We start from the raw sequence: 24,289 nt of genomic DNA on the forward strand, positions 1-24,289 counted from the left end.
GTCGGAAGCAGGAACCCGCCGAGACGACTGCGCAAGGAGCCATCCATGCGTAGCGTGGTAGGAATCTCCAGCCTTCAGGCCGGGGAGGATGTCAAGGTATTCTGTAGAGTACGCCAAGGCTGGCTCTTGCTACGGCCCCTAGATGTTGCCTTGTGTAACAGCAAGGGCATAATCTTTTGTCCTGCCTAGAGGTCTGCTGTACAACGAAGAGCGAGATACAGCTTTTCTCGGCGTTGTGGGAGGTCTGTGGAGTTATCTGTGGAGTTAATAGAATCCCGGCCCCCTACACGTCTGTACTGGCTTCGGGAGGCGTCGTCGGAAAAAGCTGTGAACCCCGTTGCTAGCAACAGCCGGTTAGTTCCACTTTTGGGAATCGTCATGGAAAGTCGTGGTTACAAAAAGTCCTCACAGAAGAGCTTTGAGTTGATGCGGCATTTCGCAGAAACCTACGCCAAACGCTCCGAGACCTTTTTCTGCTCGGATCCATCAATTACGACGGCGGTGATCGAAGGCTTGGCTCTGCACAAAGAGCAATTGGGCGCCCCGCTGTGTCCCTGTCGTTTTTATGAAGACAAAGAGGCAGAAGCAAAAGCAGGCTATTGGAATTGCCCCTGTGTACCCATGCGGGAGCGAAAGGAATGTCACTGTATGCTGTTCTTAACGCCGGATAACCCCTTTGCCGGCAAGAGCCAAACCCTAGAGGAGGTGCCCCTGGAATACCAAACTACCAAATGACAGCGTCCGGCAGGGACAAAGGCAGGCTTTGGAAGGGTGACAGGGCTCGGTATAATCGAAAAGCCGTTGGGCAATGGTTATTTGCACGAGGAGGAAACGCTTTTATGACTCCCTCACTTGCTAACTTCCTCTGGAGCTTGGTGGCTGGTGCAGTTGTGCTGGGGGCTCTCTTTGGTGCCATCATCTTTGTCAGCCAAAGGGATAAAGTGCGTCGTCGCTGAGATCCCCGCTCGTTGGCACTTGCCCGCCAATGCTTCCCTTTTCCCTGTACTGCTATCGCTGGGTGGGGAGAGACTGGGGTGGCAAGATGTGGCTGCGGTACACAATTGCCGGAGTGCTTCACCCCTGTTGTCAAGAACCCAGCCGGGTTGGGTGACCAGCAGAGCATCCATAGCACCTTATGATCAAAAGCTGAATCTAGCGACACCCTGGGGCTCCCTTGCCGGCATTGACCCACCCCTTGTATTACTGGCGGCAAAAAAACCGCTACTACCACGAGGATCTGGAGCGGCTGCATCGCTTTTTTGTCCCTGCCGGTTTGCGCATCTTGGAGATTGGTTCCGGCACGGGATCCCTGCTCAATGCCTTGCAGCCCAGCTTCGGGGTGGGGATCGACCGGGATGCGGACATTGTTGCCCAAGCTCAGGCAGAGTTTCCCCATCTCCATTTCCGGGTGCAAGATGCCCACACGCTGGACAAAGGGGATCCCGTCTTGGCGGAGCCTTTTGATGTGATCTTGCTCGTCAATACCCTGGGCTACCTGGCCGACATCCAGCAGGTTCTCCAGCAGTTGCGCCGCTTCTGTACCCCACGCACCCGCCTGATCCTCTCCCACCACAACCCGCTCTGGGAGCCGATTCTGAGCCTGGCAACCGCTCTGAAGCAACGGATGCCTCTGCCGGCAGCCAACTGGTTATCGGCAGCCGATGTGGCCAACCTGCTGCACTTGGCAGGATACGAGGTCATTCAGCAGGGCAAGCGGCTGTTGTTGCCACGGCGGATCCCGTTCCTTTCGACTGTGATCAACCGGGTGATTGCCCCATTGCCCGGGATCAACGCCCTCTGCCTGACGGAATATACGATCGCTCGCCTGCAGCCCGACCCTGCCTGGGATCCCCCCCCTGAGCAGCAGCCTTCCTGCACCGTGGTGATTCCGGCTCGGAATGAAGCGGGCAACATCCGCCGCTGCGTGGAACATTTGCCCGAGATGGGATCCCGCACCGAGATCATTTTTGTGGAGGGGCATTCCAGCGACGGGACTTGGGCCGAGATCCAGCGGGTACAGGCGGAATACCAAGGGATCCGCAATATCCGGGCTCTACGGCAGGAGGGCAAGGGCAAGGGGGATGCGGTGCGCAAGGGGCTAGCCGCCGCTACAGGGGATGTGTTGATCATCCTCGATGCCGATTTGACCGTACAGGCAGAGGACCTGCCCAAGTTTTTCCGGGCTGTGGCTTCCGGGCGATGTGATTTTGCCAATGGTTGTCGCCTTATCTATCCCCTGAAACCAGAGGCAATGCCTCGGCTAAACCAATGGGCCAATCGTTTTTTTGCCGCTCTCCTCTCCTACATTCTCGGCATCCGCATCAAAGATTCCCTCTGTGGCACCAAGGCCCTGTGGCGGGAGGATTACCAGCAGATTGCCAAGCTGTGCCAAGAGTGGGGGGATTTCGACCCGTTTGGAGATTTTGACCTGTTGCTGGGATCCGCCAAGCGCACCCTGAAGATCCTGGATATCCCCGTGCGCTATTTCCCCAGAACCTATGGTCGCTCCAACATTCACCATGTGCGAGAGGGGCTGCGGCTGCTGCAGATCTGTGGCTTTGCCCTCAAGCGCTTTAAGGGATACTGAAGTTTGCTCTGACCCAAAGGTGCCGGTCTGTACTTCTGTCGAGGCAGGGCCAGTCTCTGCAAGTACTTCTCCACCGTTGGGATTCCCGCCTAGGCACCCAGGACTCGTTACAATAATTAGTCAATTTAGTCAATCGGATCACTGTAATGTGTGGATCGGCCCCCATGGGGAGTGCCACGGGAACGAGCAATGGGAGAATCCGTATTGAGCAGGCTGGGCCAATGGATCTCGAATACCCCCCTGCGCTCCCTTGACCAAGCTTATGAGGCTGCCCTGCGCATTAAAGCCATCGAGGATCAATACTTCCAGGGAGGATCCATCGGCAGCAACGGGCAACATGGCCAGAATGTCAGCCGCTACTTTCAAATTCAACTGCGCCGGCAACTGCGCCAGATCGATCTGCGTTTGGCAGAGTTCAGAGCCAGCAGCGCCCTTTCTCGCCTGCCGGATCCCGAGCAAAATGGCAGTGGCCCTGTTTCTGCCCAAGATAAAGATCAAGAACGCCATGCCGCTGAGGTCGATGCTCCTGAAAGCAACGGCGAAAACCCTGAGAATGGTCGCCAAAGACGAGATCTTTCCATCTTGGAGAAACTGCAGTTTATCGATCAGGTGACTTCTCGATACAAACGCCCGACCAGAAAATCCCAACCTGTCTCTGCTTCAATTTCCACTTCACCTGAGCCTCTCGAACCGCCAGAACAACCTACCTCAACTGAACCCAGTTCTTCTAATGTCTCTGTCAAGGCAGGCTCCGGCAATGGCGCTGCCCCGGTCGCTTCCAAAGCTGCGATTCTGCCCCGTTCTATTCTGCGCACAGCCAGCCAAATCCGCCGTGAGCTGAGTTCCCAGGCCGAAGAGGAACTGATCCAGGAGTATCGCGAGGCTCGCACTCGCACACTAGTATCGATTCGTTTTCTGTTGTTGTTGGCCATTTTGCCTCTGCTCACCCAGATCCTCTCGAAAAACTTTCTGTTTGGGCCATTGGTAGATCACTTGCAACAACGGGAGCCTGCCATTGTGGCTCTGAGCCACGAATTTCAAGAAAAAGCCCTGACAGAGTTCGAGTTTTTCAAGGAAAGAATAGAATTTGAGCGAGCTTTGCACCATCAATCTCCAGAGTGGGATCTGGAATCAGAAGAGCAACTGTCCATGAAGGCAGAGGAACTGCTGAAAAAATATAGCCGTAGGAACTCGGAAGGCTTGAAGAATATCCTTGCTGATTTGCTTTCGCTGCTGGTGTTTGGCTGGCTTATCTTTGTTGGGCGTGAGGAAATCGAAGTCCTCAAGTCTTTTTTGGATCGTCTGATCTACGGTCTCAGCGATAGTGCCAAGGCTTTCATTATTATTCTCTTTACCGATGTGTTTGTCGGTTATCACTCTCCCCACGGTTGGGAGGTGCTGCTGGGTAATTTGGCTGCCCATTTGGGGGTACCGGAGAACCGCGATTTTATCTACGGCTTTATTGCTACTTTTCCGGTTTTTCTGGATACACTTTTTAAGTATTGGATCTTCCGCTATTTAAACCGTGTATCGCCGTCTTCAGTAGCCACCTATCGGGCTATGAACGATTAAGGGTTCGCAGTTGCATTTCAAACTGGGTTGAGACGCTTCCCAAGCGCTCCTTGCCGCTGCCGTAACCATCCACAACCTCTCTCAGAGGAAGAAAGAAGTTGGGGATCGACCTGACGAATCGTTTGATTGCCATTTGAAGCAACCGTAATTCGAGTTTCCTGAGTTAGCTGGGCGGGCGCAAGGATTGTCGATGGCAGAACCCGCAGACAAACCAACGCTCCAATTCGGCGGCAGGGGTAGGACAGCGGCAGGCGGGGCAAGGGAACAGGTTCTCCTGGGTTTGTTGTTGCTTCACCACTCTGGCCCAGCGCTCGAAAGCCACTTTCGGGTCGGAGGTGGGCTGTTTTGGATTGGGGCTGGGACAGGATCCAGGGCGTTGTCCATCTTGGTCTGCTAGGCGGGGAGCGCCATAAAACTTGCTGATCAGCTCCGCATCAGGATGGGGGGCAGCCGGGCTGGATCCCTTGTGCCAGGCACCAGAGCTGAAGCGGATATCGCTGAGGGGAGATTGTAGCCGGCTGTTGAGTTTCCTGAGAATGATCTGGCGTTGCAAGGTTAAGTTTTGTGCCCAGGCCGGGGTAGAGGTGGCCACCTGCAGCACCTGTCGGCGCAGGCTGAGAGGATAGGTTTGGGCGGCTACGGCCTCTCCGACGAGTTCGGGCCAGAGCTGCCGCAGGGTTTGCATTTGCTTCAGTTCAGCCCAACGGGGATGGCTGCCAAAGCTTCCCAGTACCTCATCTAACCGCTGCAACATGGTGTCGATAGGGTGTCAATGGCAGGCAATAGCTTAGGAAACACCATTTTGGTCTTCCGGCGATTGAGCCGCTTCTTTGAGGGCAGAGTGAATGGAGTCGGTATCGGGCAAAGAAGGGGATCCGCCATTTTGACTGAGGGGGGCAAATCCCTCTAGGCTGCGGATATGAATATCTTGTTGCGGGAAGGGGATGCGGATCCCACGTCGCCGAAACTCAGCCTCGATTAGGAAGTTTAGCTCGCTGATCAAGACAAACTGATCTTGAGGACGGTTGATCCACACCAGCAGCTCAAAGTTAAGTGCAGAAGGGCCAAAGGACTTGAGCCAGACTTGGGGGGCAGGGCTGCTCAACACCCGAGCATTTTCTCTGGCGGCGCTGAGCAGGGCTTCGGTAACCAAGGCGGTATCGGAGCCGTAGGCCACGCCGACCGGAATGTGGATGCGACAGCGGGGATCCCGGTAGCTCCAGTTCACCACCTTCGATTCGGTAAAGCGGGAGTTGGGCACGATCACAAAAATGCGATCCAGGGTGCGCAAGACGGTGGCCCGTGGGCCAATGCGCTCCACTGTGCCGAGCAGGTTGTCCACTTCCACCAGATCCCCGATTTGGATGGGGCGCTCCAGCAAAATGGCAATGTAGCTGATGTAGTTGTTGGAGAGGTTTTGCAAACCAAAACCGATCCCCAAACCCACCGCCCCGGCAATAACCGCCAAGGAGCCCAGATTAAGGCCGCTGAAGGGCAAGACCAGAAGGATGCCGAACAGGGTCAGGATGTACTTGAAGATGGCCGCCGAAGACTCTTGGGTGCCCAGATCCAGCCCCAGGCGTGCCAAAAAGCGCTGCTTGAAGCCAACGCTGACGTAGTGGGCGCCGGTGAAAACCAAGATGGAGAGGACGAGGAAGACCAGCAAGCTGGCAATCGAAACGCTGGAGTTGGGCAGAGGCTGGGTGAGAACGCCCAGAGCCGTGGCAACCACGCGACCCAGGCCCAGGTAAAAGGAGCGCTGAAACGGTCGTAGGGCAGGGATGAAGCCGATACCGCGATCCAGCGAGATGCCGGCGATGAGGATCACCCCCACGCCCCGCAGCAGCATCCCACCCACATCAATCCAGGTGCCCCAGGTCTCTCCGGCCTTAAGCTCCAACCAGCGTTGCAGACGGGTTAAGCTGCGGTCGAACAGCCGCCAGAGGAAGAACCCCACCACCAAGGTGGCGATCCCTGCCAGGAGGGTCAGAACCAGCACGCGCGGATCCTGGGCCCGTTGCAGAGCCAGCAGGTCTTCGCGGTAATTGGCAATCGCTTGCTCCAACCGCCGCGCCCAACTGTTGGCCACCAGACGCACGTCATTCAGGCTCACCTGACCCGGTGCCACCCTGCGCTCTGCGGCTGCATCGGCATAGGTGACGGTGAACAAATACCGTTGTGTGCGCTCAAAGCGGCCTCTTTCCCCCAGGCGTAAGATGTATTGCCCATTGGCATCCTGGGCCACCCGTACCTCTGGCTCCGGCAACTGGCCTTCTTCGAGAAAGCGCTCGATGATCGCCCGAACGTTGTCGGCCCGCACATCGCTGGGGTAGTCTGCCGTCTGCAGGCGGAACACCGGGATGTTCCCCACCAACACCTCTGTGCCCTCTTGGCCGGTCAAAGGGATCCCGATTGGGCTAGGAGCCGGAGCAGGGGATCCCTCAGGAGTTGGCGCTTCAGCCGGTGTGGGTCGGGGATCGGCCAGGAAAAAGTTGGGATCCCGAAATTCAAGGGCTTGGGCCAATGAAGGGGCAGAGGCAACGGCAGGGGTAAGCCAGAGACCTATCCCCACCGTCAGCCCAACCCAAAGAGCTGCTCGCTTAAGTGGGACGGAGTCCTGCATGGCCGGTTTGGTACGAACGCCTATCGATCAATTGGGGATCCCTGGTGCTGCCCCGCAAGCTCATGGTGGCACAAGCCGACCTCAATTTTGGCCGATCTGAGCAAGGATTTTAGGTGCCCTGAGAATGGCCCAGAAGGCGTTGACGCAGCTTTTTGATTCTATCTCGCAGCTCGGCGGCTTCCTCAAATTCTAGGTTTTTGGCGGCCTCTTTCATCTTCAGTTCCAGTTGGCCGATCAGCTCTGGAATCTCGGAGAGAGGAATCTCCTGCGCAGCTTGAAAGGCTTTTTCCAGATCTGGGTCGTTAAGTTTGCGGGAGATGGCCAAAAAAGACAAGATGGCATTGCTGTTTTTCTTGACAATGGGCTTGGGCGCGATGTTGTGTTGGCGGTTGTATTGCAATTGAATCTCGCGGCGACGCTGGGTTTCGGCAATGGCCCGGGCCATGCTGCCGGTCATGGTGTCGGCGTACATCACCACCGTTCCACGGACATTCCGCGCTGCCCTCCCAATCATCTGAATCAGGGAGCGCTCTGCTCGCAAAAACCCTTCTTTGTCAGCATCCAAAATGGCCACCAAGGAGACTTCCGGCAGGTCTAACCCTTCCCGCAGCAAGTTAACTCCTACCAACACGTCAAAGGCCCCTTCTCGAAAGTCTTGTAGGATTTCAATTCGCTCAATCGAGGTGATCTCGGAATGCAAATAGCGAACTCGGATCCCTCGCTCCTGGAGATATTCTGTGAGATCTTCTGCCATCCGTTTGGTGAGGGTGGTCACGATCACCCGTTCGGCAGATCCCTGCTGAGAGCGCTCCAATCGCAAATAAATTTCTCCCAGCAAATCGTCCACTTGCCCAGCCGTAGGGCGCACATGCACCTCGGGATCCACCACCCCAGTGGGCCGAATCACCTGTTCGATAACCCGACCGCTGCCCTGCACATAAAACTTCAAGGTCTTGCCATCTTCCACCCGGGTTTCAAATTGGGCCTCGCTCTGCTCCAGTTCCCAGTTGCCGGGGGTAGCCGAAACAAAGATACACTGATGAACCTTGGCCCAAAATTCTTCGGCTTTGAGGGGGCGATTGTCGAGGGCGCTGGGCAGGCGAAAACCGTGATCCACCAGCACCTGCTTGCGGGCACGGTCGCCATTATACATGCCGCGAATTTGGGGCACGGTCACGTGGGATTCATCCACCACCAGCAGCCAATCGTTGGCCTTGAAATAATCCACCAAGCAGGCGGGGGGCTCTCCTGCTTTGCGCCCTGTTAAATGTCTGGAGTAGTTTTCGATCCCGTTGCAATAGCCCACCTCTCGCAGCATTTCTAGGTCGTAGCGGGTGCGCTGTTCCAGCCGTTGGGCTTCCAGGAGCTTGCCTTCTTTGCGAAAGAGGGCCAATTGCTCTTCCAGTTCTTGCTCGATATTGAGGATCGCCCGCTCCAATTGTGCTTCCGGCGTTACAAAGTGCCGAGCAGGATAAACTCTGAGGGCGCTGAGGCTGTTCAAAATCTCACCTGTAACCGGATCAATTAAGCGAATGGCCTCGATCTCATCGCCAAAAAATTCGATGCGAATGACCCGATCCTCATAGGCCGGCACAATTTCCAGCACATCCCCTTTGAGGCGAAATCGCCCCCGCACCAGCTCCAGGTCATTGCGCTCGTACTGGATGCTGGCCAGATCCCGCAGGACATCCCGTTGGTTAATCTCCTGGCCGACTTTGAAGGGGATGGAAGCCTTCAGGTATTCTTCTGGCATGCCCAGACCATAGATGCAGCTCACCGAGGCCACCACAATCACATCCCGCCGTTCAAACAAAGAGCGGGTAGCCGAGTGCCGCAGCATATCGATTTCTTCGTTGATAGAGGAAGATTTGGCGATGTAAGTATCGGTGCTGGGAACATAGGCTTCCGGTTGATAGTAGTCGTAATAGCTGATGAAGTATTCAACGGCATTATTGGGAAACAGCTCTCGTAGCTCATTGCACAGTTGTGCCGCCAGCGTCTTATTGTGGGCCATCACCAAGGTGGGCCTGCCGATTTGCTGGATGGTGTGGGCGATGGTAAATGTTTTGCCGGTTCCGGTTGCCCCCAGCAAGGTTTGGAAACGATGGCCTTCTGAAATTGACTTCACCAAACCGGCAATTGCCTTAGGTTGATCTCCGGTGGGTTGATAGGGAGAAACCAGTTGAAACTCTGACATGGGTTTGACTTTCGGATGGGCCTAGATAGCTGCCGGGCTGGTCAAGGCAGGGCTGATCTGCACGTTGGTTTGGAATGGTGGTGCGGATCACAAAGGCTTGTGGGGTGCCTCTAAACTTGGCCGCCTGCTCAGCGGTGGGCTCCAGCTGGCACACCAGGGTTAGCCTCTGTTCCATGGTAAGGTTTTATCATGCAGGACTGAGGGCAGCGCTTCTTCACTAGGCCTGTTCATGCCAGCAGTGCAGAGCAGTAGGGCCTGGGTGTCTGCGCCATGTCTCCCTCGGTGCAGAGATTGAGATATGGGACGACGGCAACTCTTGCGCGGGATCCTAATCGGGTTGGGTCTTCTGGCCGCCATGGTGGTGTGGGTTGTCGTATGGCTGCTCACCCGCAGTCCGGTGGCTTTGTTGCTGGCCCACCCGGAGCTGCCGCCAATTGTGGGTTTGGCCCCTCGCTCCGCACAAGCGCTGCTGGTGTTGGCTGTTCCCCTGGACGAGGTGCAAGCGTTTTGGCAAGCGGCAACTCCTGCCCCCCAGCGACGCGCTGCCCGTCAGCAGTGGCAAAAGTTTTTCTCCCCTGAAGGCCCAGGCTGGCTGGGATCCATGCTGGCCGGGGGATCCCTTGATTTTGAGCGGGAGGTGCGGCCCTGGCTGGGGAGGAGCACCCTCTTGGCCAGTTTGCCGGAGTGGGGCACCTTGGTTGCCCTAGAAACGCGGGATGCGGCAGTCTCTCAATTTGAGCTGAACCTGTTGTGGGAACGGCAGAGCTTGGCCGGGAGGCCGGTGCAGGTAGACACTTACAAGGGCATTCAGGTGGTGTCTAGCCCGATTCCGGGCCTGCAGGGTTTCTCGGCAGCCGTTTTCGGCGAGCAATACGTGTTGCTGGCGGAGCAGCCTGCTGCCATTCGCGCCGCCATCGATGCTTGGCAGTTGCCGCAGTTGTCTCTGGTGGCTCAGCCTCTGTTTCAGCAGGTCATCCAGCCCTTGCGGGAGGCGCATGTGGGTTGGGCCTTCTGGCAAAATCCAGAGGCGGTTTCTCCAGACGGGCTGACGTTGCAGGCGGTAGGGCTGGGGTTGGGGGTAAACTTCCGCGGCTTGGTGGCCGAAAGTGCTGCCCTCTGGCATGCGCCCGCTGGCTTCTCCTTGCCGGCGGCAGAAGCCTTTCGCCCGCAGATCCTTCAACATCTGCCGGATGAGACCTTGGCGCTGGTTTCCGGAGAGAATCTGGCCTCAGTTTGGCAGAGCCTGGGGCAGATCCAGCCCCTAAATTCCCTGGGGTTGCGGGTGGATCCCGGCCAGTGGCTGCAGCGCTTGCAATCTCAGGTGGCGCTGGACTGGCAGCGTCTGTTGCCGGAACGGGGAGAGTTTGCCTTTGCCCTTTTGCCCGGCGACGGGGATCCAGCCTGGCTGTGGGTCGGTAAGCTGCCGGATGAGTCGGTCGCGACAGCGGGACGGAGTCCTTATTTCGACTTGGATGAGCGGGCACGCGCCCAAGGCTGGCAGGTAATCTCTCTGGCAACGAAGCGTGGCACCGCCACTGCCTGGGCCAAACCAACCATTCCCGCAGGGGGGCAGTCAGAACCCCAGCCGGTGGCGACAGCGGGACGGAGTCCTCACCGCTCTATCCATCGACCGGAGATCCCTGTGTTGGCAGGGGAGCGGCTGGAAGTCAGCGGGAAGGGAGGATCCGCGTCATTGCAGTCGGCAGAGGCTCTCCCCCAGTCGCCGTCGGGGATTCCGCTGCCGGCACAGGTGTATCATGCCGATCGCAAAGGCTATTCCTACCTGGCTTCTTCTCTGGCGGCTCTGGAGGCGGCCCTCGCGGATCCCCCCTTGAGTGCAAATCGCGCCTGGCGCAAGTTGGTGGCTTCCCTGCCCCACCGCAATTTGGGCTATGGCTATGGATCCCTGGGGTTGCTCTTGGAAAGCGAGCTGCCCGACCCGGTCGCGTCAGCGGCGCGGAGCGCTAAGGGATCCCGCTGGTCATCCACGCGCTTTGCCTTCGCCACCACAGCCCTAGCGGTTTCTGAAGCTCCCTACCCCGATCGGGGCTGCCAGATTACCCAAATGGGCAAGCTGTTTTGGGAGTGGCATTGAGGGTCAGACTATCCAGGGATCCCGACAGTTGGCGTGGATGTATTTGGCCAGGTAGACCTGGTTGCCTGTTTCATTCCACTCCACAAAGTCGAAGATTTGGGTGAGCAGCAGCATTCCTCGGCCCGACTCTTCGGTTTCCAAGATGTTATGTTGGCATCGGTGGAGCTTCTCTTGGGGACAAAAGCCGGGCCCTTGATCTCGCACCAGCCATTGGTAAAAGGGCTCCGAGCTGGCGTACTCGATGATCACCTTCTTGTTGGGGTCGAGGCCGTTGCCGTGGCGGACGGCATTGATGATTGCTTCCTGTAGGCCCAAACGTATTTCCGCTCTCCAGGCAGGAGGGACTTTTGAGATCAAGAGATCGAGGACAGGCTGAGTGTAGAGGGTGGAGGGAAAGCTGATAACGCTCCAGGAGCAGTGGGCGGGTTTGAGGGAAAGGGCAATCACGGAGGCAGTCTTCCCTGGGGCACGGCACTTTGACCCCATTCTAGCAATCCCATCGGGGTCAACCCCAGCAGAGGTGCGGCAGGAGCTCGGCAAGGGGACTTTTGCCGTACCATCTTGAGTGGTAAGTCTCTTCGCGGTTTTATGGCGATCAAGGTTGGAAATAAGGTCAAAGTTCGCTCTGTCCAGGATCGCGGACAAGAAAACCTCAGCGCTCTGGTGGGCAAAGAGGCTGTGGTGCTGGCACGGCGTGTGGTCGATGGCAGCGGTGTCGGCTACATTCTGGAGTTTCCCGATCGCTCTCGACATTGGTTTTTCGAGAGTGAACTGGAGGTGCTCTAAGCCCCTGTCTGTGTTCTGTTGTCTAGAGGGTCGGTTGGTGGCTTCTCCTCCTCATTTGACTCGCCGTTTGCTGGCCCGCCAGATGGCCGCGCAGGTGGATGGCCTGACCGTGGAAATGGCTGCTGCTGCTCTGGAGGCTATGCTGGACAGCATTAGCCAATGCCTGGCCCAGGGGGGATCCGTGCGGCTGGCTCGCTTTGGCACGTTCTCGCTGCGCCATCGTCCCGCCCGGCAAACCTATCATCCGCGCACCAAGGCCCCTGTTCACATCCCGGCTGCCGATGTGCCTCATTTTGTTCCCAGCCCTGAGCTGGGGCGTCCAGCTGGGGTTCGGGTGTCCAAGTCTGAGTCCGCGGGATCCGTGTAGGGTAGCTGCAGAATGACCGTCCTGCTGTGGTTTCGCACCGACTTGCGCCTGCTGGATCACCAGCCGCTGACGCGGGCCTGCCAACAGGGATCCCCTTTGATCCCCTTGTATTGCTTGGATCCCCGCCAGTTCGGCGAGACTTCCCTTGGGCTCCGCCCCAGAACCGGCCCTTTCCGCGGTCAGTTTTTGCTGGAGAGTTTGGCGGATTTGCGGCAGCAGTTGCGGTCGCGCGGCTCGGATTTGGTGATCCGCCAGGGACAGCCAGAACAGGTGATCCCCACCTTGGCACAGGAGTGGGGGGTCGAGGCGGTCTATGCCCATGAAGAGGTGGGCACCGAGGAGAAGGAGGTGGCGGCTGCTGTTGAGCGGGCTTTGCGGTCTCTGGGGATCCGGCTGCAGGTTGATTGGGGCCATACCCTCTATCACCCTGAGGATCTCCCCTTTTGTCTCTCGCAACTGCCGGAGCTGTTCACCCGCTTTCGAAAGCAAGTCGAGGGGAGCACCCCCATCCGGGATCCCTTGCCCATTCCCTCGATCCCCCCCCTGCCATCGGGTTTGGATCCCGGCCCTCTGCCTACTTTGGCCTCGCTGGGGCTATCTTCACCTGCTAGGGATCCACGGGCCCGCTTCACCTACCTTGGCGGCAGCACTGCTGCCCATGCCCGCCTGCAAACCTACTTTTGGGATCGGGATCGGCTGCGCATCTACAAAGAAACCCGCAACGGCATGTTGGATCCCGACGATAGCTCCCGGCTTTCTGCTTGGTTGGCGCTGGGCTGCATCTCCCCTCGCACCGTCTATGCCGAGGTCAAGCGTTACGAGCAGGAGCGGGTGCGCAATGAGTCCACCTACTGGCTGGTGTTTGAGCTGCTGTGGCGGGATTATTTTCGGTTTATCTTGGCCAAGCACGGCGCCAAACTGTTCCGTCCTTCTGGGATCCAAGGGATCCCCCTCCCTTGGCAGCAGGATTGGCCGCGCTTTCAGGCTTGGTGTCGGGGTGAGACGGGCTACCCCTTGGTGGATGCCAACATGCGGGAGCTGGCGGCTACTGGGTTTATGTCCAACCGGGGACGGCAGAATGTGGCCAGCTTTTTGACCAAGAACCTGGGCATCGACTGGCGCATGGGCGCTGAGTGGTTTGAGTCGCTGCTCATCGACTACGACGTGGCCAGCAACTACGGCAATTGGAACTACACCGCCGGCGTAGGGAACGATGCCCGCGGCTTCCGCTACTTCCACATCCCCAAACAATCTCGCGAGTACGATCCCAAAGGAGACTATCTGCGCCACTGGTTGCCGGAATTGGCCGGGATCCCGGGGGATAAAATCCACGAGCCCTATCGCCTCACTGCTGCCGAGCAGAAGCAATTTGGAGTCCGATTGGGGGTGGACTACCCTCGCCCACTGGTGGATTTGGAGAAGTCTCTCGCGGCCAACCGACGGGTTTACGAAGCTGCCCTGGCCTGCCGATAGGCATTGCCTTGTCTGGGGCTTCTTCCCGAGAGGGGGCTGAGGGGATTTTCTGAGGCGCAGTTCCGGCCCAAGAGTGCTATTCTAGTTAAGCGCTGTCCTGGCTCAGTAGCTCAGCGGTAGAGCAGGGGACTCATAAGCCCTTGGTCGCGTGTTCAAATCACGCCTGAGCCATCCACGTCAAACTTTTTTCAGAGGCTTCCCGGCCTGGCGGATACCCTAACTGGCTTGCAGCAGAGGGTTGGCGTAAAGTTATGGGTGGAACCTACTTCGGTTTGGGATCCCTATCTTCACATCGGTTCTACAAATGGCCGTTCCCGATTATCAGAGCTTGATGTTGCCACTTCTCCAGTTTGCAGCACGTAAAGAAACCGAAATATCAACCAGCGAAGCTGTTGAAGTTCTGGCAAAGGAACTGGGCCTCACAGAGGACGATCTCAGGGAGATGCTGCCGAGCGGTGTACAGCCAACCTTTGTCAATCGCGTCGGCTGGGCTGCAACTTATATGAAAAAGGCAGGGCTGCTGGAAACAACGCGCAGAGGATTCTACCAAATTACTGACCGCGGAAGAGATCTTCTTGAAAAACAGCCCAAAACCATCAATGTAGAGTTACTCAGGCAATATCCTGAATTCCGAGAATTTGAGGGGCCCAAAGGCACAAGAAGCAGCAACAAGGCAAGCAAACAAAAAGCTTTATCAGAGACTTCGGCAGCGACACCATTAGAGCAGTTAGAAGCTGCGTATGAAAATCTCCGTGACAAACTGGCCGATGAACTGCTTGCCAAGCTAAAGAAAGTATCGCCTGCCTTCTTCGAAAAGGTTGTTGTGGAACTGCTGGTCAAAATGGGCTATGGAGGTTCACGAGCAGATGCGGGCAAAGCAATTCGCAAGAGTGGCGATGGTGGAATTGATGGGATCATCAAAGAGGACAAACTCGGTCTTGATGTTGTGTATATTCAGGCAAAGCGTTGGGATAGCAATCCGGTAGGTCGTCCTGATGTCATGCAGTTTGTGGGTGCTTTACAGGCTCAAAGAGCAAACAAGGGTATTTTTATCACTACCTCCAGGTTTACTGAAGACGCTAGCAGCTACGTTTCGCAGATCGGCAGTAAGATTGTTTTGATTGACGGCGAACAACTAACAAATCTAATGATTGAGCACGACGTTGGCGTATCTACAGTTTCGTTGTACCCAGTCAAGAAAGTTGATAGTGATTATTTTGAAGAGAGCATCTGACAACCGCATCAGCTCAGACCGTCAATTGGCCACAGCGAAATTGTCATTTGCCTAGGTGGAATGTTAACTATGAAAACGCCCAACTGAAAGAGGGAGATACGCTATGAGGGAAAGACGAGATCCTCACTGGGGGCTCTCCTGCTCGGGGTAAAAGTTGGGATCCATCACCTGATCCAATGTGTAGGGACACTGGGCAGGCAGATCGTCCAGAGATAGAGGCGTTTCTTTAGCCACCAGCAGGACGCTCTTTTGATAAGCTTTATTCATTGCTTCAACCAGATAAGACTTAAGGCTGGGATTATCCGCAATTAACTCCTGCACCTCTTGCCGCTGTTCGATAATTGTGGCTATCCTACTTTTGCTTCGTTGTTGAGGCTGAAACTGCCACTTTAGCAGATGGCCCACCAGGATCCCTAGCCGATTCACCAATTCGCGGCGTTCTTGCCTGCCCAAAGTCTCAATCTCCTCCACCAAGTTGGGAATATCCAATCGATCCCACTGCCCCGATCTCAGCAGTGCGGCTTGCTCTTGCGTCCAGGCATAAAAGTCGCAGTCGTAAAGCGCCATAATCCATTCCTAGCAGGACACTGGCCAAAGATAAGTCAATCCTACCGGTTCCAGCCGTTGAGCTTCGACCTCATAAGTTTATCGAGTCCTCAAACTCTGTAGCTACAAAGCCTCGGATCTGTGGCAGCGTTGGATCCCAATGGGGCCTGACCCTGAACAATATGAGGTTTCAACAGGTCTGGAGCGCTTGATCACGGCCCAGGATCCAGGCAATAAGGGGGGGATCCCTGTGGTCAAGATAATACCGGACGGTTTGGGTCAGGTCGATCTCCAAGATGCTGGTGATCATCCTGTGCATGAGCTCCAGATGGATCCGGTCGTCCTAGGTAAGCAGAGCATACCTGCCATGGAGGCTGTTGTTGAGAGCGGCCAAGGCTGTTTGGGTGGCAGTAGCCATTCAAAGGGAGGCTTGAGGCAGGCATCCCACAGCAAGCGGAGTCGGGCCTCGGTGATGTGGAGAGGAGAATATGTTTTTGAAGGGATCCCTTTCAGCTCTCTCCCTCTGTTTTTTTCCGCGAGCGAGTTGAGGTCGCTTTCTTCGCGCCAGCGGATGCCGCAGATCTCTTGGATGATTTCTTCAGAGTAGGGGGCAACGCTGTAGGAGTTACGAAAAATACTTCCGATAGGGCATCCAGTTTTTTGCCTCGCGTAATTTTGCACCCAAGCTTGGTTATGGGGGTTAAGTCCTGCCACCAACTTCTATCCGCCTCTGCAATCCGGGCAGCTGCAATGGTTACATCGACTCCCTTGAGGGGACTGCTGGGTCGCTCGGCTAGGTATCTTAGCGCAGCCAAGATAGTCTCTCTCGATGTATTGGTCAAATTTACCTTCGGAACAATTTCTTTGGCGAGAATCTGGGCCTGCTTAACCTGCTCTGGATCAGGATCGACAACGATACACCATAGCCTTTCCAGTCCCGCTTCTTGAGCAACTGCATAGACAAAATGATTACCAATGGCTTTGTACTGATAGTCGCCAGCCTCGACCACCAGCAGAGGAACCCAGTTGTGTCCTCCTGTCGCCCTTAGCTGATCTGCGGCTGCGGCAACAAGGAAGGAGGGAGCAGAAAACCCATCGGCGGGCGTAATGCTCTCAAGGGGTAAGTTAACCAACCTACCTAGATCTGAAAACTCACTCATCGATAAAGTACTCACGGGCAAGACTCTGGTAGTATTCTAAAACTCTCCTGTCCCTAAAGACGGCAGGAGTTCGAGCAAAGCTTGCAGAGGATATCACTGCATAGTCAGGTATCCTAAAAATGCTTTTGTTTTCATTACCTCTCTTAAAATGCGGCCAGAAATATGGAAGTAGGTTCATGCTTCTCTCTTGGCTGACAATTTTTTCTATCTCATCATTTGCTCGTTTAATAGTGTTTTCGCTTTCTGAGGGGACACCGTTGAAAAAGGTAGGCAAAGCAATAGGGCCACCATCCTGTCGTGACTTAGCAGTTTCTGGAACAAAGCTGGTGATTACTCTAGCAGCATTATTCAGGGAAGACAGATCGTCGGGGCGGGTAGGTATCAAAATAACGTCGGCGGCAAAGACACCACTCTGGCTAAAGTAAAGCCATTGAGTTGGGCAGTCGATTAGGATGTAGTCATACTCATTGCGAAGAGGGGCAATCAGATCGCGAAGGCGCCGAGTTCCCTTCTGGATATATGCTACCGCCTGGCTATCAGTTAACGTTTCCAGTTCAGGGTCTCTTGGGATGATGTCAAAGATGGAAACTATACTCTGTTTGCCTTGTCTAACTGTCTTGAGTCTGTATGTTTGGACAACGGAATGAACATCTATTTTGGGATCCTTTAAGCACTGCGTCAGTGTAATTTTTCCAGGAGTAACTCCCAAGCTTCTTGTCAGATCACCCTGAGAATCAAAGTCAACAACTAAGACCTTTTTTCCCTTGGTTTTTAGTGCTGCCGCAAGGTTAATGATCGTCGTTGTTTTGCCTACGCCCCCTTTATTGTTATACACGCATACAGTCAGAGCGCGCTCATAGTTTTCTATCTTGTCTCGCAAGTTACGCACTATGCTCTCAATGTTATCTGAGCTAATATCAAGGTTTGCTGTAGCGGGGTGAACGACTTTTCCGTGCTTCCTCCAAAGCTGGATGTTATTTGCATTGGTGATAATTCCCCATTTTGCAGATTTGCAGTTCTTGGCAAGCAAGTAACTTTCTATCTGACAAACTGCATCTCTATAGCAAGATCCTTCTCTGAGATTAACTGCTCTAGATTTTGCCTCCAAAAGCAAGTAGGGATTCTTCGGGGATCTAAGGAAAATATCTTCAGGATCTCCGTTCTTTCTTGCTGCGAGATCGACCTGGCCGCAACCTGTCTCGAATTCATCTCTAATTTCCGAGTCGTCAAAGCCAAGTGCCTGCAGGAGAGGAACAGCAAAGTGTTGGACAACAACTCGCTCTACCCTCTCGGTGGGAGATATCCTCTCAAGCTTCTCTCGGAGAGAGCTAGCCGCAGTCATAGGAAAAAATAGGAAAAAATAAGGTGGACAATGCTAACCAAGCTAAAAGCTTGCCCTCAGCATAGCAGTTGCTTGGCTCGTTCTGCTAGTGCTTGGGCTGTCAGGCCGTTGTAGTCCATCAATTCGGCGGGGGTGGCGGTGGTTTCCCCGCGTTTCCAGGCAAAAATGTCGCGCGGGCCAGTGTAGCGCAGTGTCAGAGGCTCCAACATCAGGCTGGATCCGCCTGTTACCCCAATGAGGGCCTCACCGGCAAACCAAGCGGCAAACTCCTGGTCGGACATGAATTCCCCATCTGGCTGGGCACAGGTGGACCAAGCCACGTCGCCGGGGCGATACAGACGGCGGGGGTTAATCACCGAGACGATTTTGCAGCCGATCCCTTGGGCTTGGAGCTGTTCAGCCGCCTCGAACACGGGCAGGAGAACCATATCTCCCACCACGGCAAAGACGACGGTTCGGGATCCGGGAAACTCCTGAAGGACGATGCAGCCCTGCTCTACTGCTTGGCGGGCTTGTTCGAGGGTGGTGCGGATGGGCAGGGGGGTTTTGCTGGCGATGATAGGGATCCCTTTGTTGCAGGTGGATAGGGCCCATTCGTAGGCAGCTTGGGCACAGTTGGCATCCGGCGGGAAGAGGGGAAAGATGTTGCCGTTGCGCATCATGGCTGCCAGGTAGGCCTCAATTTCCGGGCGTTGGTGGGTCCAGCCGTTACGCCCCTGTTCCAGAGCGCCGGCAGTGAAGAGGGCAATGGCCGAGGGGGTGGGCCGGCGCAGCTCCGCCATGGCTTGGGTTACCGTCTGCCAGATGGGTAGGCCGTTGACGGCAAAGGACTCGTAGGAGCACCACAGGGAGCGTCCGCCGAAGAGGGCTAGGCCCGCCGTTAGCCCCGCGCAGGCATCTTCGCTCAGGGGTTCGTAGACCTGGCCTTGGGGCTGTTGGTTGTATAAGGGATCCACCGTGGGGTGAATCACCTTGAGACCTTGGTTCACATTGGCGATGCCGGAAGCTTCGTTGCCGTCGGCATTGGCCACCAAAAAGTCGGGATCCTTCTGCCCCACCTGCACCACCAGGGATCCGATGGCCGTGGTGGAAACCTGCTTGTCCCCCAGGGGAAACTCCGTCAGGTTCAGGGATCCCAAAGGCGGCAAAGGCCGAACGAACTCTGTAACCGCCACCTTGGCGGCTGGCCCCCCGGCTGCCCGTTGGCAGTTTTGTCGCACCAGGGCCCAAGCTGCCGGATGTAAGGCCCGCGCCCGCAGAGCCGCCACAATGTCCGGGTGATCCAGAGTGTGGTGGCCGTAGAGGTTGTGGGACTTGGATCCCTTGGCATGTACCCCAGCCCCCTTCAGTTGCTTGAGGATGAAAACCGTTAATTGTCCGCTCAGGGCTGATTGGATGGCTCGCTCCATTTCGATCAGCACCCTTTGGGCAAAGGCAAGGCGGGCTTCTAGGGAAAACTGAGTGCTGTCGACGTAAGGGCCAGGCTGTTGGGCATCGTCAAAGTCCTTGGCATCCACCAACACCACTTCCTCAAAGCCGTTGCCCCGCCAATACTCGGCCATCTGGGCGTTGCTGGCGGTGGAGATCATGCTGTGGTGTTCTTGGCTGTAGCCATTCCAAACCAGTACCGGCAGGAAGTTGGTGCGCTGCGGGAAAGCCGTGTGGAAGTGAATCATGGAGCTCATCACATAGGGCTCTCCCAGGCCGCCATCCCCAATCGTGACCGGGAAGAGGCGATCTGGATAGAGCAGGGCTCCTGCCATGGCAAAGTGTTGTCCTTGCCCCAGCGGCCCAGCCGGTGCCAGCAGCCCGGGAATGTAGCCAGAGAGGTGACCCAACAGCCCTTCCCGCTCTCGAAAACGGGCCCGCAGGTCGGCGACGGTGTGGATGCCCATCTCGGCCAGGGATCCATCCAAAAACATGGCCGCGTAAAAGCCCGGCGCGTGGTGCCCGACTTCGGTGGGGATGTTCTTCTGGCCCAGGTACACCAGAGCGGCATAGGCTTCTGCTTGGCTGGCAAATCCGCCCGGATGGCCTGAGGCTTTACTGGCGGTCATTTGCAGGGTGAGGTAGCGCAAGGCATCGGCATAGAGCAAGGTTTGGTAGGCGGCCATACGACTGCCGGGATCCCTCAGCTTCCCGGTGCCGGCATCCACTGCGGGCGCCTGGCCCAGGCGGTCGAATTCTGGCCAAGGATCCCCGAAGTACTGGATCCCTTCGCAAAAGGCGGGGACTTGGGCAGTTGCCTCCTGAGCCAGTGTCATCGGTTCAGCCTCACGCTTGTTGGGTTATTCACACTCACTGTAAACCCGATAACGCTTTTTGGATGTTCTGAGCAGAACTCGTCCAGCCGACGATGCCCCCTTGCGCCCGGATCATCTCCAGGGTGGCTTGCTTGAACTCTGGGAAGTAGCTGGCGGTCCAATCTTCCACCAGCAGGCACTCATAGCCGCGGTCATTGGCCTCGCGCATTGTGGTTTGCACGCAGACTTCTGTGGTTACCCCGGTGAACAGCAGGTGGGTGATGCCGCGCTTTTGCAAGATTGCTTGCAGCAAGGCTGTGATAAAGTCGATAGAAGCAAAGCTATGGATTGATTTTGCCTTGAGAGCAGTCTGAGCCCTGGGTAGGCGGAATGGAGCGAGTTGTTCTGTTGTTGCACTGGGTTAACTGGATAAAGCAGGGCAGGCTACTTCTCTCTTTTTTAGCTGATTAAAGTTTTTGTAAAGTTACGGATCCCTGTTGCTTGTCAATCATAACCGCGCCTAGAATTGCCGAGGACTGATGTTTTCGGAGATAGTTTGCAGACACTGTTGATGTTGCTTTCCTTTTGCCTACTCTCAATCTGTTGACCTTTCGAGACCGACTGCCCTATGACAGACACTCATCCCTGTGCCCCCTGTATTGTGAATACGGGAACTTTGGTGAACAAGCGGGATATTTACCGACTCCTATCCGATTTGGCCCGTGTTCGCTACTTTGATATCGTCGATGGCTCGGTACGGAAGCAGGGGGAAGGCTGCGTGGTGGATGTTTTTCAGGATCCCACTGCTGCCACACTGGTGGTAAACCGTAGCCTCTACTTAAATGTGAACAGCTTTGATTATGCCTGTCTGCGGGATCCCGCTTCCGAAGAAGAGATTGCCAACCTGGGCAAGGAGCAGCCGGGCGTGGTTATCGACTTGGTTCAGGACGGACGTATTCTGCGCTTGGTTCCCCTGGTGGAGCCGCGTTCGGATCCCGAGGAGCTCTTGGGGGATAACCAGGCGCTGCGGGCGGCGGTGGATGTTTTGGCTGCGGGCTGGGGCATAGAAGAGGAAGGATCTTCTGACTCTTTGGATTGTTAGATTGAGGGCTTCCGACCTGAAGATACAGACCTCCAAACCCATCTCTTCCTGGCCTTGAAGTTGACCGGTGCGGTGTGACGCAAATCATGCTCGGGAGGATGGTTGCAGCCGGTATGATCCACTTGGGTCATGGGGCTTTTTGGGAGGTGGTGTGAATTCAAGGCAGCGACTGCTTTTGGGCAGAGTGTGGGGTCTGCGTCTGCTTGGATCCCTGGTGGCTGTGCTTCTGGTACTGGCGCTCAAGGCCTGCGGGGGAAGTGGTAGCTCCTCTTCTGTGAGTGTCATTCCCACTCCCATTCCAACCGTCATTCCTACCTCTACTCCAACTGTCGTTCTCACCCCTACTCCGACTGTCATTCCTGCCCCTTTGCCCTCGCCAACGACTGCGCCTGCTTCCCAGTTCACCATTGACGTTCGCTTTCCCGACAACAGTCTCACCCCCACCCAGCAGTCGATCGTCCGCAATGCCGCTCTGCGCTGGCAACAGATCATCGTTGGTGACCAGCCGGATCTGCCCCCCACCACCATTCGGGCCGACGAATGTGATCGAGGGTTTCCCAGCACGCCACTCAATTTCCCCATCGACGATCTGCTGGTGGAGGTGCGGGCCAGAAACCTCGGCAACGAGCGAATTTTGGGGGGAGCTGCTCCCTGTTTTGTGCGGGCCTCTAACGGTCTGCCTTTCTACTCCGTAGTTCTGTTCAACAGTCAAAATCTATCTGCCCTGGAAGAACGAGGGGATCTGCCCATTACCGCCCTGCACGAGTTGGGCCATGCCTTGGGCTTTTTGCCCAGCGTCTGGGATCCCAAGGGGCTAACGGTGGGCTTGGTGAGGTGGGATCAGCCTACGCCCCCTGGCTACGATCCCCGCTTTATCGGCCCCAGGGCGGTCAGCGCCTTCGCCACGCTGGGAGGAAACGCGCCCTCTGTTCCTTTAGAAAACGAGTTTGGGGAGGGATCCCGAGATTCCCATTGGCGGGAGAGCGTCTTGGGCCGCGAGCTGATGACCAGCCGCATCGACCGGGGGGTAGCCAACCCCTTGAGCATTCTCACGGTGGGAGCAATGGCAGATATCGGCTATGAGGTGAATCCAGCAGCGGCGGATGGCTTTGCTTTGGGGCGCAGTAGAGGGATCCCTCAGCCTTTGGAACTGCAGGAGCTGGAGTTGATCCTGCCCCTACAGCAATTTGACGCCGAGGGCAGGCGGGTGGGGGATCCCCAGGCCTAAGAAAAGGAGTATATCTACTCATGGCCAAGAGGCTACCTTTTAACAATAATGAAGGTCGAGTTGTATAACTTCACAACATCGACATAACATCGACAAGTTCTCAACATCGACAAGTTCTCACCTCATCTCTTTGCAATTAGCTATGGGTATCCTCAAGAAGCTTTTCGGCGGCCTGTTCTCCTTTTTCGGCATTCTCTTCGGCGGCTTGGTGGATTTTGTTACCGGGCCTTTTCGTTCTGCACCGGCTTCCCCCAGCTCTGCTCCTGCGGCTACAGCAACTGCTCCTGCCAACAAGCCCAAGGTGGTGGTGGAGAAGCCTTTTGTGCCCAATGAGATCTCGGCTCCGCGTCCTAACCGTCGCCCTGGCCCGGCTTTGGATGTGTTCCGGGCTATGGTTCAGGAGATCCCTTCGGCGCGAGCTTAGTCTGCCCATCTTCGGGAGCAGCTCGTAAGATGGAGGTGACACCGCTGGAGACTGCTCTCTATGTCCGATCTCTCTTTCTCAGAACAAGAACGGCTGAAACAGCTTGAGCGTGAACTGGAGCAAGCGGCTGCAGCCTCTCGGGAGTCGGGAACATCCGTTGCGTCTCAGGGGAAAAGTGCCGTCCGAGCTTGGGTTGAGACTTGGGGGCGTCCACTGGTGACGGTCTTCGCCATTCTGGGCTGTATTCTTCTGGTCGGGCTGTTCTTCCGGGTTTTCGGCACCGTTCTCAGGTGGGCAGTGGTGGCGGGGCTGGGCTATCTGCTCTATGCCTGGGTGGTGGCACCGCGGCTGGGCCTTCCCACCGGAGCTAAGTCGAAGCCAGAGGACAGCAATCTCGACAGCTTTTGATGCCTAGGGATCCCTGGCGAGCATATGCTTACCTGGCGGCGGCCATCTTGGGCTGGGCTACGGCTGCCAGCGCTTTTAAGTTTGGGTTGCAGCACCTGTCGCCGACGGTCTTGCTGATTTTTTCGGCATTGAGCTCTTGCTTGATCCTGGGGATCGTTTTGGTGGTTACAGGGCGGGCGAGGTTGATCGGCAGGCAGAGGGGATCCCAAATCCGCCTGTCGGCCCTTCAGGGGCTGCTCAACCCCCTTGGCTACTATGGGGTGTTGTTCCAGGCTTATGACCGCCTGTCGGCTCAGGCGGCGATGGCTTTGAACTACACCTGGCCGCTGGTGCTGGCTCTTTTGGCGGTGCCGCTGTTGGGAGAGCGCTTTCGCTGGCGGCTGGTGTTGGCCTTGGGGGTGAGCCTGCTGGGAGTGGTGCTGGTGGCTACGGGGGGATCCTGGGGCACCTTGCAGGTGGAGGATCCCTGGGGGGTCCTGCTGGCGGTGGGCAGCTCTGGAATCTGGGCGCTCTATTGGCTACTCAATGTGCGGGATGGGCGAGATGCGGTGCTGAAGCTGTTTATAGGGTTTCTCTTCGGCAGCCTCTATGGCCTGCTACTGCTGCCGTTTCAGGAGGTCTCTTGGACAGTTGCGGGGCTGGGTTGGGCGGCTTACATTGGTCTGGCGGAGATGGGCCTGACTTTTGTATTTTGGCTGCGGGCTCTGGAGTTGGCGGGCCACCGGGGATCCCTGGCCAACTGGGTGTATGTGACGCCCTTTTTGTCGTTGGGGTTGATTGCGGTGCTGTTGGGCGAGAGGATTGCGCTGGGATCCGTGCTGGGCCTGGGTCTGATTTTGGCCAGCAATCTGTGGGGATCCCGTAGGGAAAAGTCCCCCGCAGATCCTGTTCTGTCTTGAGGT

At 56.4% G+C, this 24,289-nt stretch carries 23 protein-coding genes, 1 tRNA gene and 1 pseudogene; 16 read left to right on the top strand and 9 right to left on the bottom strand.

What is annotated here, in order from left to right:
• Positions 1–378: 378 nt before the first annotated feature.
• The 4 genes from ACVWXE_RS07130 to pxcA all read left to right on the top strand — a co-directional run bounded on the left by ACVWXE_RS07130 (position 379) and on the right by pxcA (position 4,159).
• A complete protein-coding gene (locus tag ACVWXE_RS07130; protein WP_011432451.1) occupies positions 379–735 on the top strand; it encodes a ferredoxin-thioredoxin reductase catalytic domain-containing protein in 357 nt (118 codons plus the stop codon).
• 104 nt (positions 736–839) lie between these two features.
• A complete protein-coding gene (locus tag ACVWXE_RS07135; protein ID WP_011432450.1) occupies positions 840–956 on the top strand; it encodes a photosystem II reaction center X protein in 117 nt (38 codons plus the stop codon).
• 218 nt (positions 957–1,174) lie between these two features.
• Positions 1,175–2,587 carry a glycosyltransferase gene (locus tag ACVWXE_RS07140; protein WP_457489934.1) on the top strand — a complete coding sequence of 471 codons (1,413 nt, stop codon included), beginning with the start codon at positions 1,175–1,177 and terminating at the stop codon, positions 2,585–2,587.
• Between the two features lie 189 nt (positions 2,588–2,776).
• The gene (pxcA, locus tag ACVWXE_RS07145) at positions 2,777–4,159 is read left to right on the top strand and encodes a proton extrusion protein PcxA (RefSeq protein WP_457489935.1); all 1,383 of its coding nucleotides are present in this window, start codon (positions 2,777–2,779) and stop codon (positions 4,157–4,159) included.
• Positions 4,160–4,322: 163 nt separating this feature from the next.
• Here pxcA and ACVWXE_RS07150 read toward each other — a convergent pair whose 3' ends face one another.
• Both ACVWXE_RS07150 and ACVWXE_RS07155 read right to left on the bottom strand, forming a co-directional pair.
• On the bottom strand, positions 4,323–4,913 hold the full coding sequence (locus tag ACVWXE_RS07150) for a DUF721 domain-containing protein (RefSeq protein WP_457489936.1): 591 nt from the start codon (positions 4,911–4,913) through the stop codon (positions 4,323–4,325).
• 33 nt (positions 4,914–4,946) lie between these two features.
• Positions 4,947–6,782: a mechanosensitive ion channel family protein gene (locus tag ACVWXE_RS07155; RefSeq protein ID WP_457489937.1), complete on the bottom strand. Its 1,836-nt coding sequence runs from the start codon at positions 6,780–6,782 to the stop codon at positions 4,947–4,949.
• Between ACVWXE_RS07155 and ACVWXE_RS07160 the strand changes: the two genes are divergently transcribed.
• Entirely contained in the window at positions 6,764–6,895 is a 132-nt protein-coding gene (locus ACVWXE_RS07160; protein WP_414343450.1) for a hypothetical protein, read from the top strand. The two genes, ACVWXE_RS07155 and ACVWXE_RS07160, sit on opposite strands and share 19 nt — an antisense overlap.
• Here the strand turns inward: ACVWXE_RS07160 and uvrB are convergent.
• Positions 6,892–8,979, bottom strand: coding sequence for an excinuclease ABC subunit UvrB (gene uvrB, locus ACVWXE_RS07165; protein WP_457489938.1), 2,088 nt, complete (start codon positions 8,977–8,979; stop codon positions 6,892–6,894). The genes ACVWXE_RS07160 and uvrB overlap by 4 nt on opposite strands.
• Before the next feature lie 298 nt (positions 8,980–9,277).
• On the opposite strand from uvrB, the gene ACVWXE_RS07170 reads away from it, so the two are divergent.
• Positions 9,278–11,074, top strand: coding sequence for a DUF3352 domain-containing protein (locus tag ACVWXE_RS07170; protein ID WP_457489939.1), 1,797 nt, complete (start codon positions 9,278–9,280; stop codon positions 11,072–11,074).
• A gap of 3 nt (positions 11,075–11,077) precedes the next feature.
• Here ACVWXE_RS07170 and ACVWXE_RS07175 read toward each other — a convergent pair whose 3' ends face one another.
• Positions 11,078–11,521 carry an ATP-binding protein gene (locus tag ACVWXE_RS07175; protein WP_011432443.1) on the bottom strand — a complete coding sequence of 148 codons (444 nt, stop codon included), beginning with the start codon at positions 11,519–11,521 and terminating at the stop codon, positions 11,078–11,080.
• A gap of 141 nt (positions 11,522–11,662) precedes the next feature.
• Between ACVWXE_RS07175 and petP the strand changes: the two genes are divergently transcribed.
• The 5 genes from petP (at position 11,663) to ACVWXE_RS07200 (ending at position 14,934) form a co-directional block, all read left to right on the top strand.
• Entirely contained in the window at positions 11,663–11,860 is a 198-nt protein-coding gene (gene petP / locus ACVWXE_RS07180) for a cytochrome b6f subunit PetP (RefSeq protein ID WP_041436278.1), read from the top strand.
• 37 nt (positions 11,861–11,897) lie between these two features.
• Complete coding sequence (locus ACVWXE_RS07185; RefSeq protein ID WP_238376891.1) at positions 11,898–12,227, top strand: HU family DNA-binding protein; 330 nt, start codon at positions 11,898–11,900, stop codon at positions 12,225–12,227.
• A 12-nt stretch (positions 12,228–12,239) separates the two neighbouring features.
• Complete coding sequence (locus tag ACVWXE_RS07190; protein ID WP_457489940.1) at positions 12,240–13,700, top strand: DASH family cryptochrome; 1,461 nt, start codon at positions 12,240–12,242, stop codon at positions 13,698–13,700.
• 99 nt (positions 13,701–13,799) lie between these two features.
• Positions 13,800–13,871, top strand: a tRNA-Met gene (locus ACVWXE_RS07195).
• 133 nt (positions 13,872–14,004) lie between these two features.
• On the top strand, positions 14,005–14,934 hold the full coding sequence (locus ACVWXE_RS07200) for a restriction endonuclease (RefSeq protein WP_457489941.1): 930 nt from the start codon (positions 14,005–14,007) through the stop codon (positions 14,932–14,934).
• Between the two features lie 123 nt (positions 14,935–15,057).
• On the opposite strand, the gene ACVWXE_RS07205 is transcribed toward ACVWXE_RS07200, so the two are convergent.
• From ACVWXE_RS07205 to ACVWXE_RS07225, 5 genes and pseudogenes are all read right to left on the bottom strand, one after another.
• Positions 15,058–15,501, bottom strand: a complete 444-nt coding sequence (locus ACVWXE_RS07205; protein ID WP_457385809.1) for a DUF29 domain-containing protein — start codon at positions 15,499–15,501, stop codon at positions 15,058–15,060.
• A 488-nt stretch (positions 15,502–15,989) separates the two neighbouring features.
• Complete coding sequence (locus ACVWXE_RS07210; protein WP_414384042.1) at positions 15,990–16,640, bottom strand: Rho termination factor; 651 nt, start codon at positions 16,638–16,640, stop codon at positions 15,990–15,992.
• Positions 16,633–17,982, bottom strand: coding sequence for an AAA family ATPase (locus ACVWXE_RS07215; protein WP_457489942.1), 1,350 nt, complete (start codon positions 17,980–17,982; stop codon positions 16,633–16,635). The genes ACVWXE_RS07210 and ACVWXE_RS07215 overlap by 8 nt, the downstream gene beginning before the upstream one ends.
• A 56-nt stretch (positions 17,983–18,038) precedes the next feature.
• Positions 18,039–20,246 carry a phosphoketolase family protein gene (locus ACVWXE_RS07220; RefSeq protein ID WP_457489943.1) on the bottom strand — a complete coding sequence of 736 codons (2,208 nt, stop codon included), beginning with the start codon at positions 20,244–20,246 and terminating at the stop codon, positions 18,039–18,041.
• Positions 20,247–20,280: 34 nt separating this feature from the next.
• A pseudogene (locus ACVWXE_RS07225) lies at positions 20,281–20,550 on the bottom strand (cysteine hydrolase family protein); the annotation flags it as partial.
• 303 nt (positions 20,551–20,853) lie between these two features.
• Between ACVWXE_RS07225 and ACVWXE_RS07230 the strand changes: the two are divergent.
• The 5 genes from ACVWXE_RS07230 (at position 20,854) to ACVWXE_RS07250 (ending at position 24,286) form a co-directional block, all read left to right on the top strand.
• Positions 20,854–21,327, top strand: coding sequence for a hypothetical protein (locus tag ACVWXE_RS07230; protein WP_457384155.1), 474 nt, complete (start codon positions 20,854–20,856; stop codon positions 21,325–21,327).
• 214 nt (positions 21,328–21,541) lie between these two features.
• Positions 21,542–22,555, top strand: a complete 1,014-nt coding sequence (locus ACVWXE_RS07235; RefSeq protein ID WP_457489944.1) for a leishmanolysin-related zinc metalloendopeptidase — start codon at positions 21,542–21,544, stop codon at positions 22,553–22,555.
• A 142-nt stretch (positions 22,556–22,697) separates the two neighbouring features.
• Positions 22,698–22,979, top strand: coding sequence for a hypothetical protein (locus ACVWXE_RS07240; protein WP_011432432.1), 282 nt, complete (start codon positions 22,698–22,700; stop codon positions 22,977–22,979).
• A 60-nt stretch (positions 22,980–23,039) separates the two neighbouring features.
• Positions 23,040–23,387, top strand: a complete 348-nt coding sequence (locus ACVWXE_RS07245) for a hypothetical protein (protein WP_414413951.1) — start codon at positions 23,040–23,042, stop codon at positions 23,385–23,387.
• Positions 23,387–24,286: a DMT family transporter gene (locus ACVWXE_RS07250; RefSeq protein WP_457489945.1), complete on the top strand. Its 900-nt coding sequence runs from the start codon at positions 23,387–23,389 to the stop codon at positions 24,284–24,286. The genes ACVWXE_RS07245 and ACVWXE_RS07250 overlap by 1 nt, the downstream gene beginning before the upstream one ends.
• Positions 24,287–24,289 lie beyond the last annotated feature (3 nt).

The organism is Thermostichus sp. MS-CIW-41 (assembly GCF_054058915.1).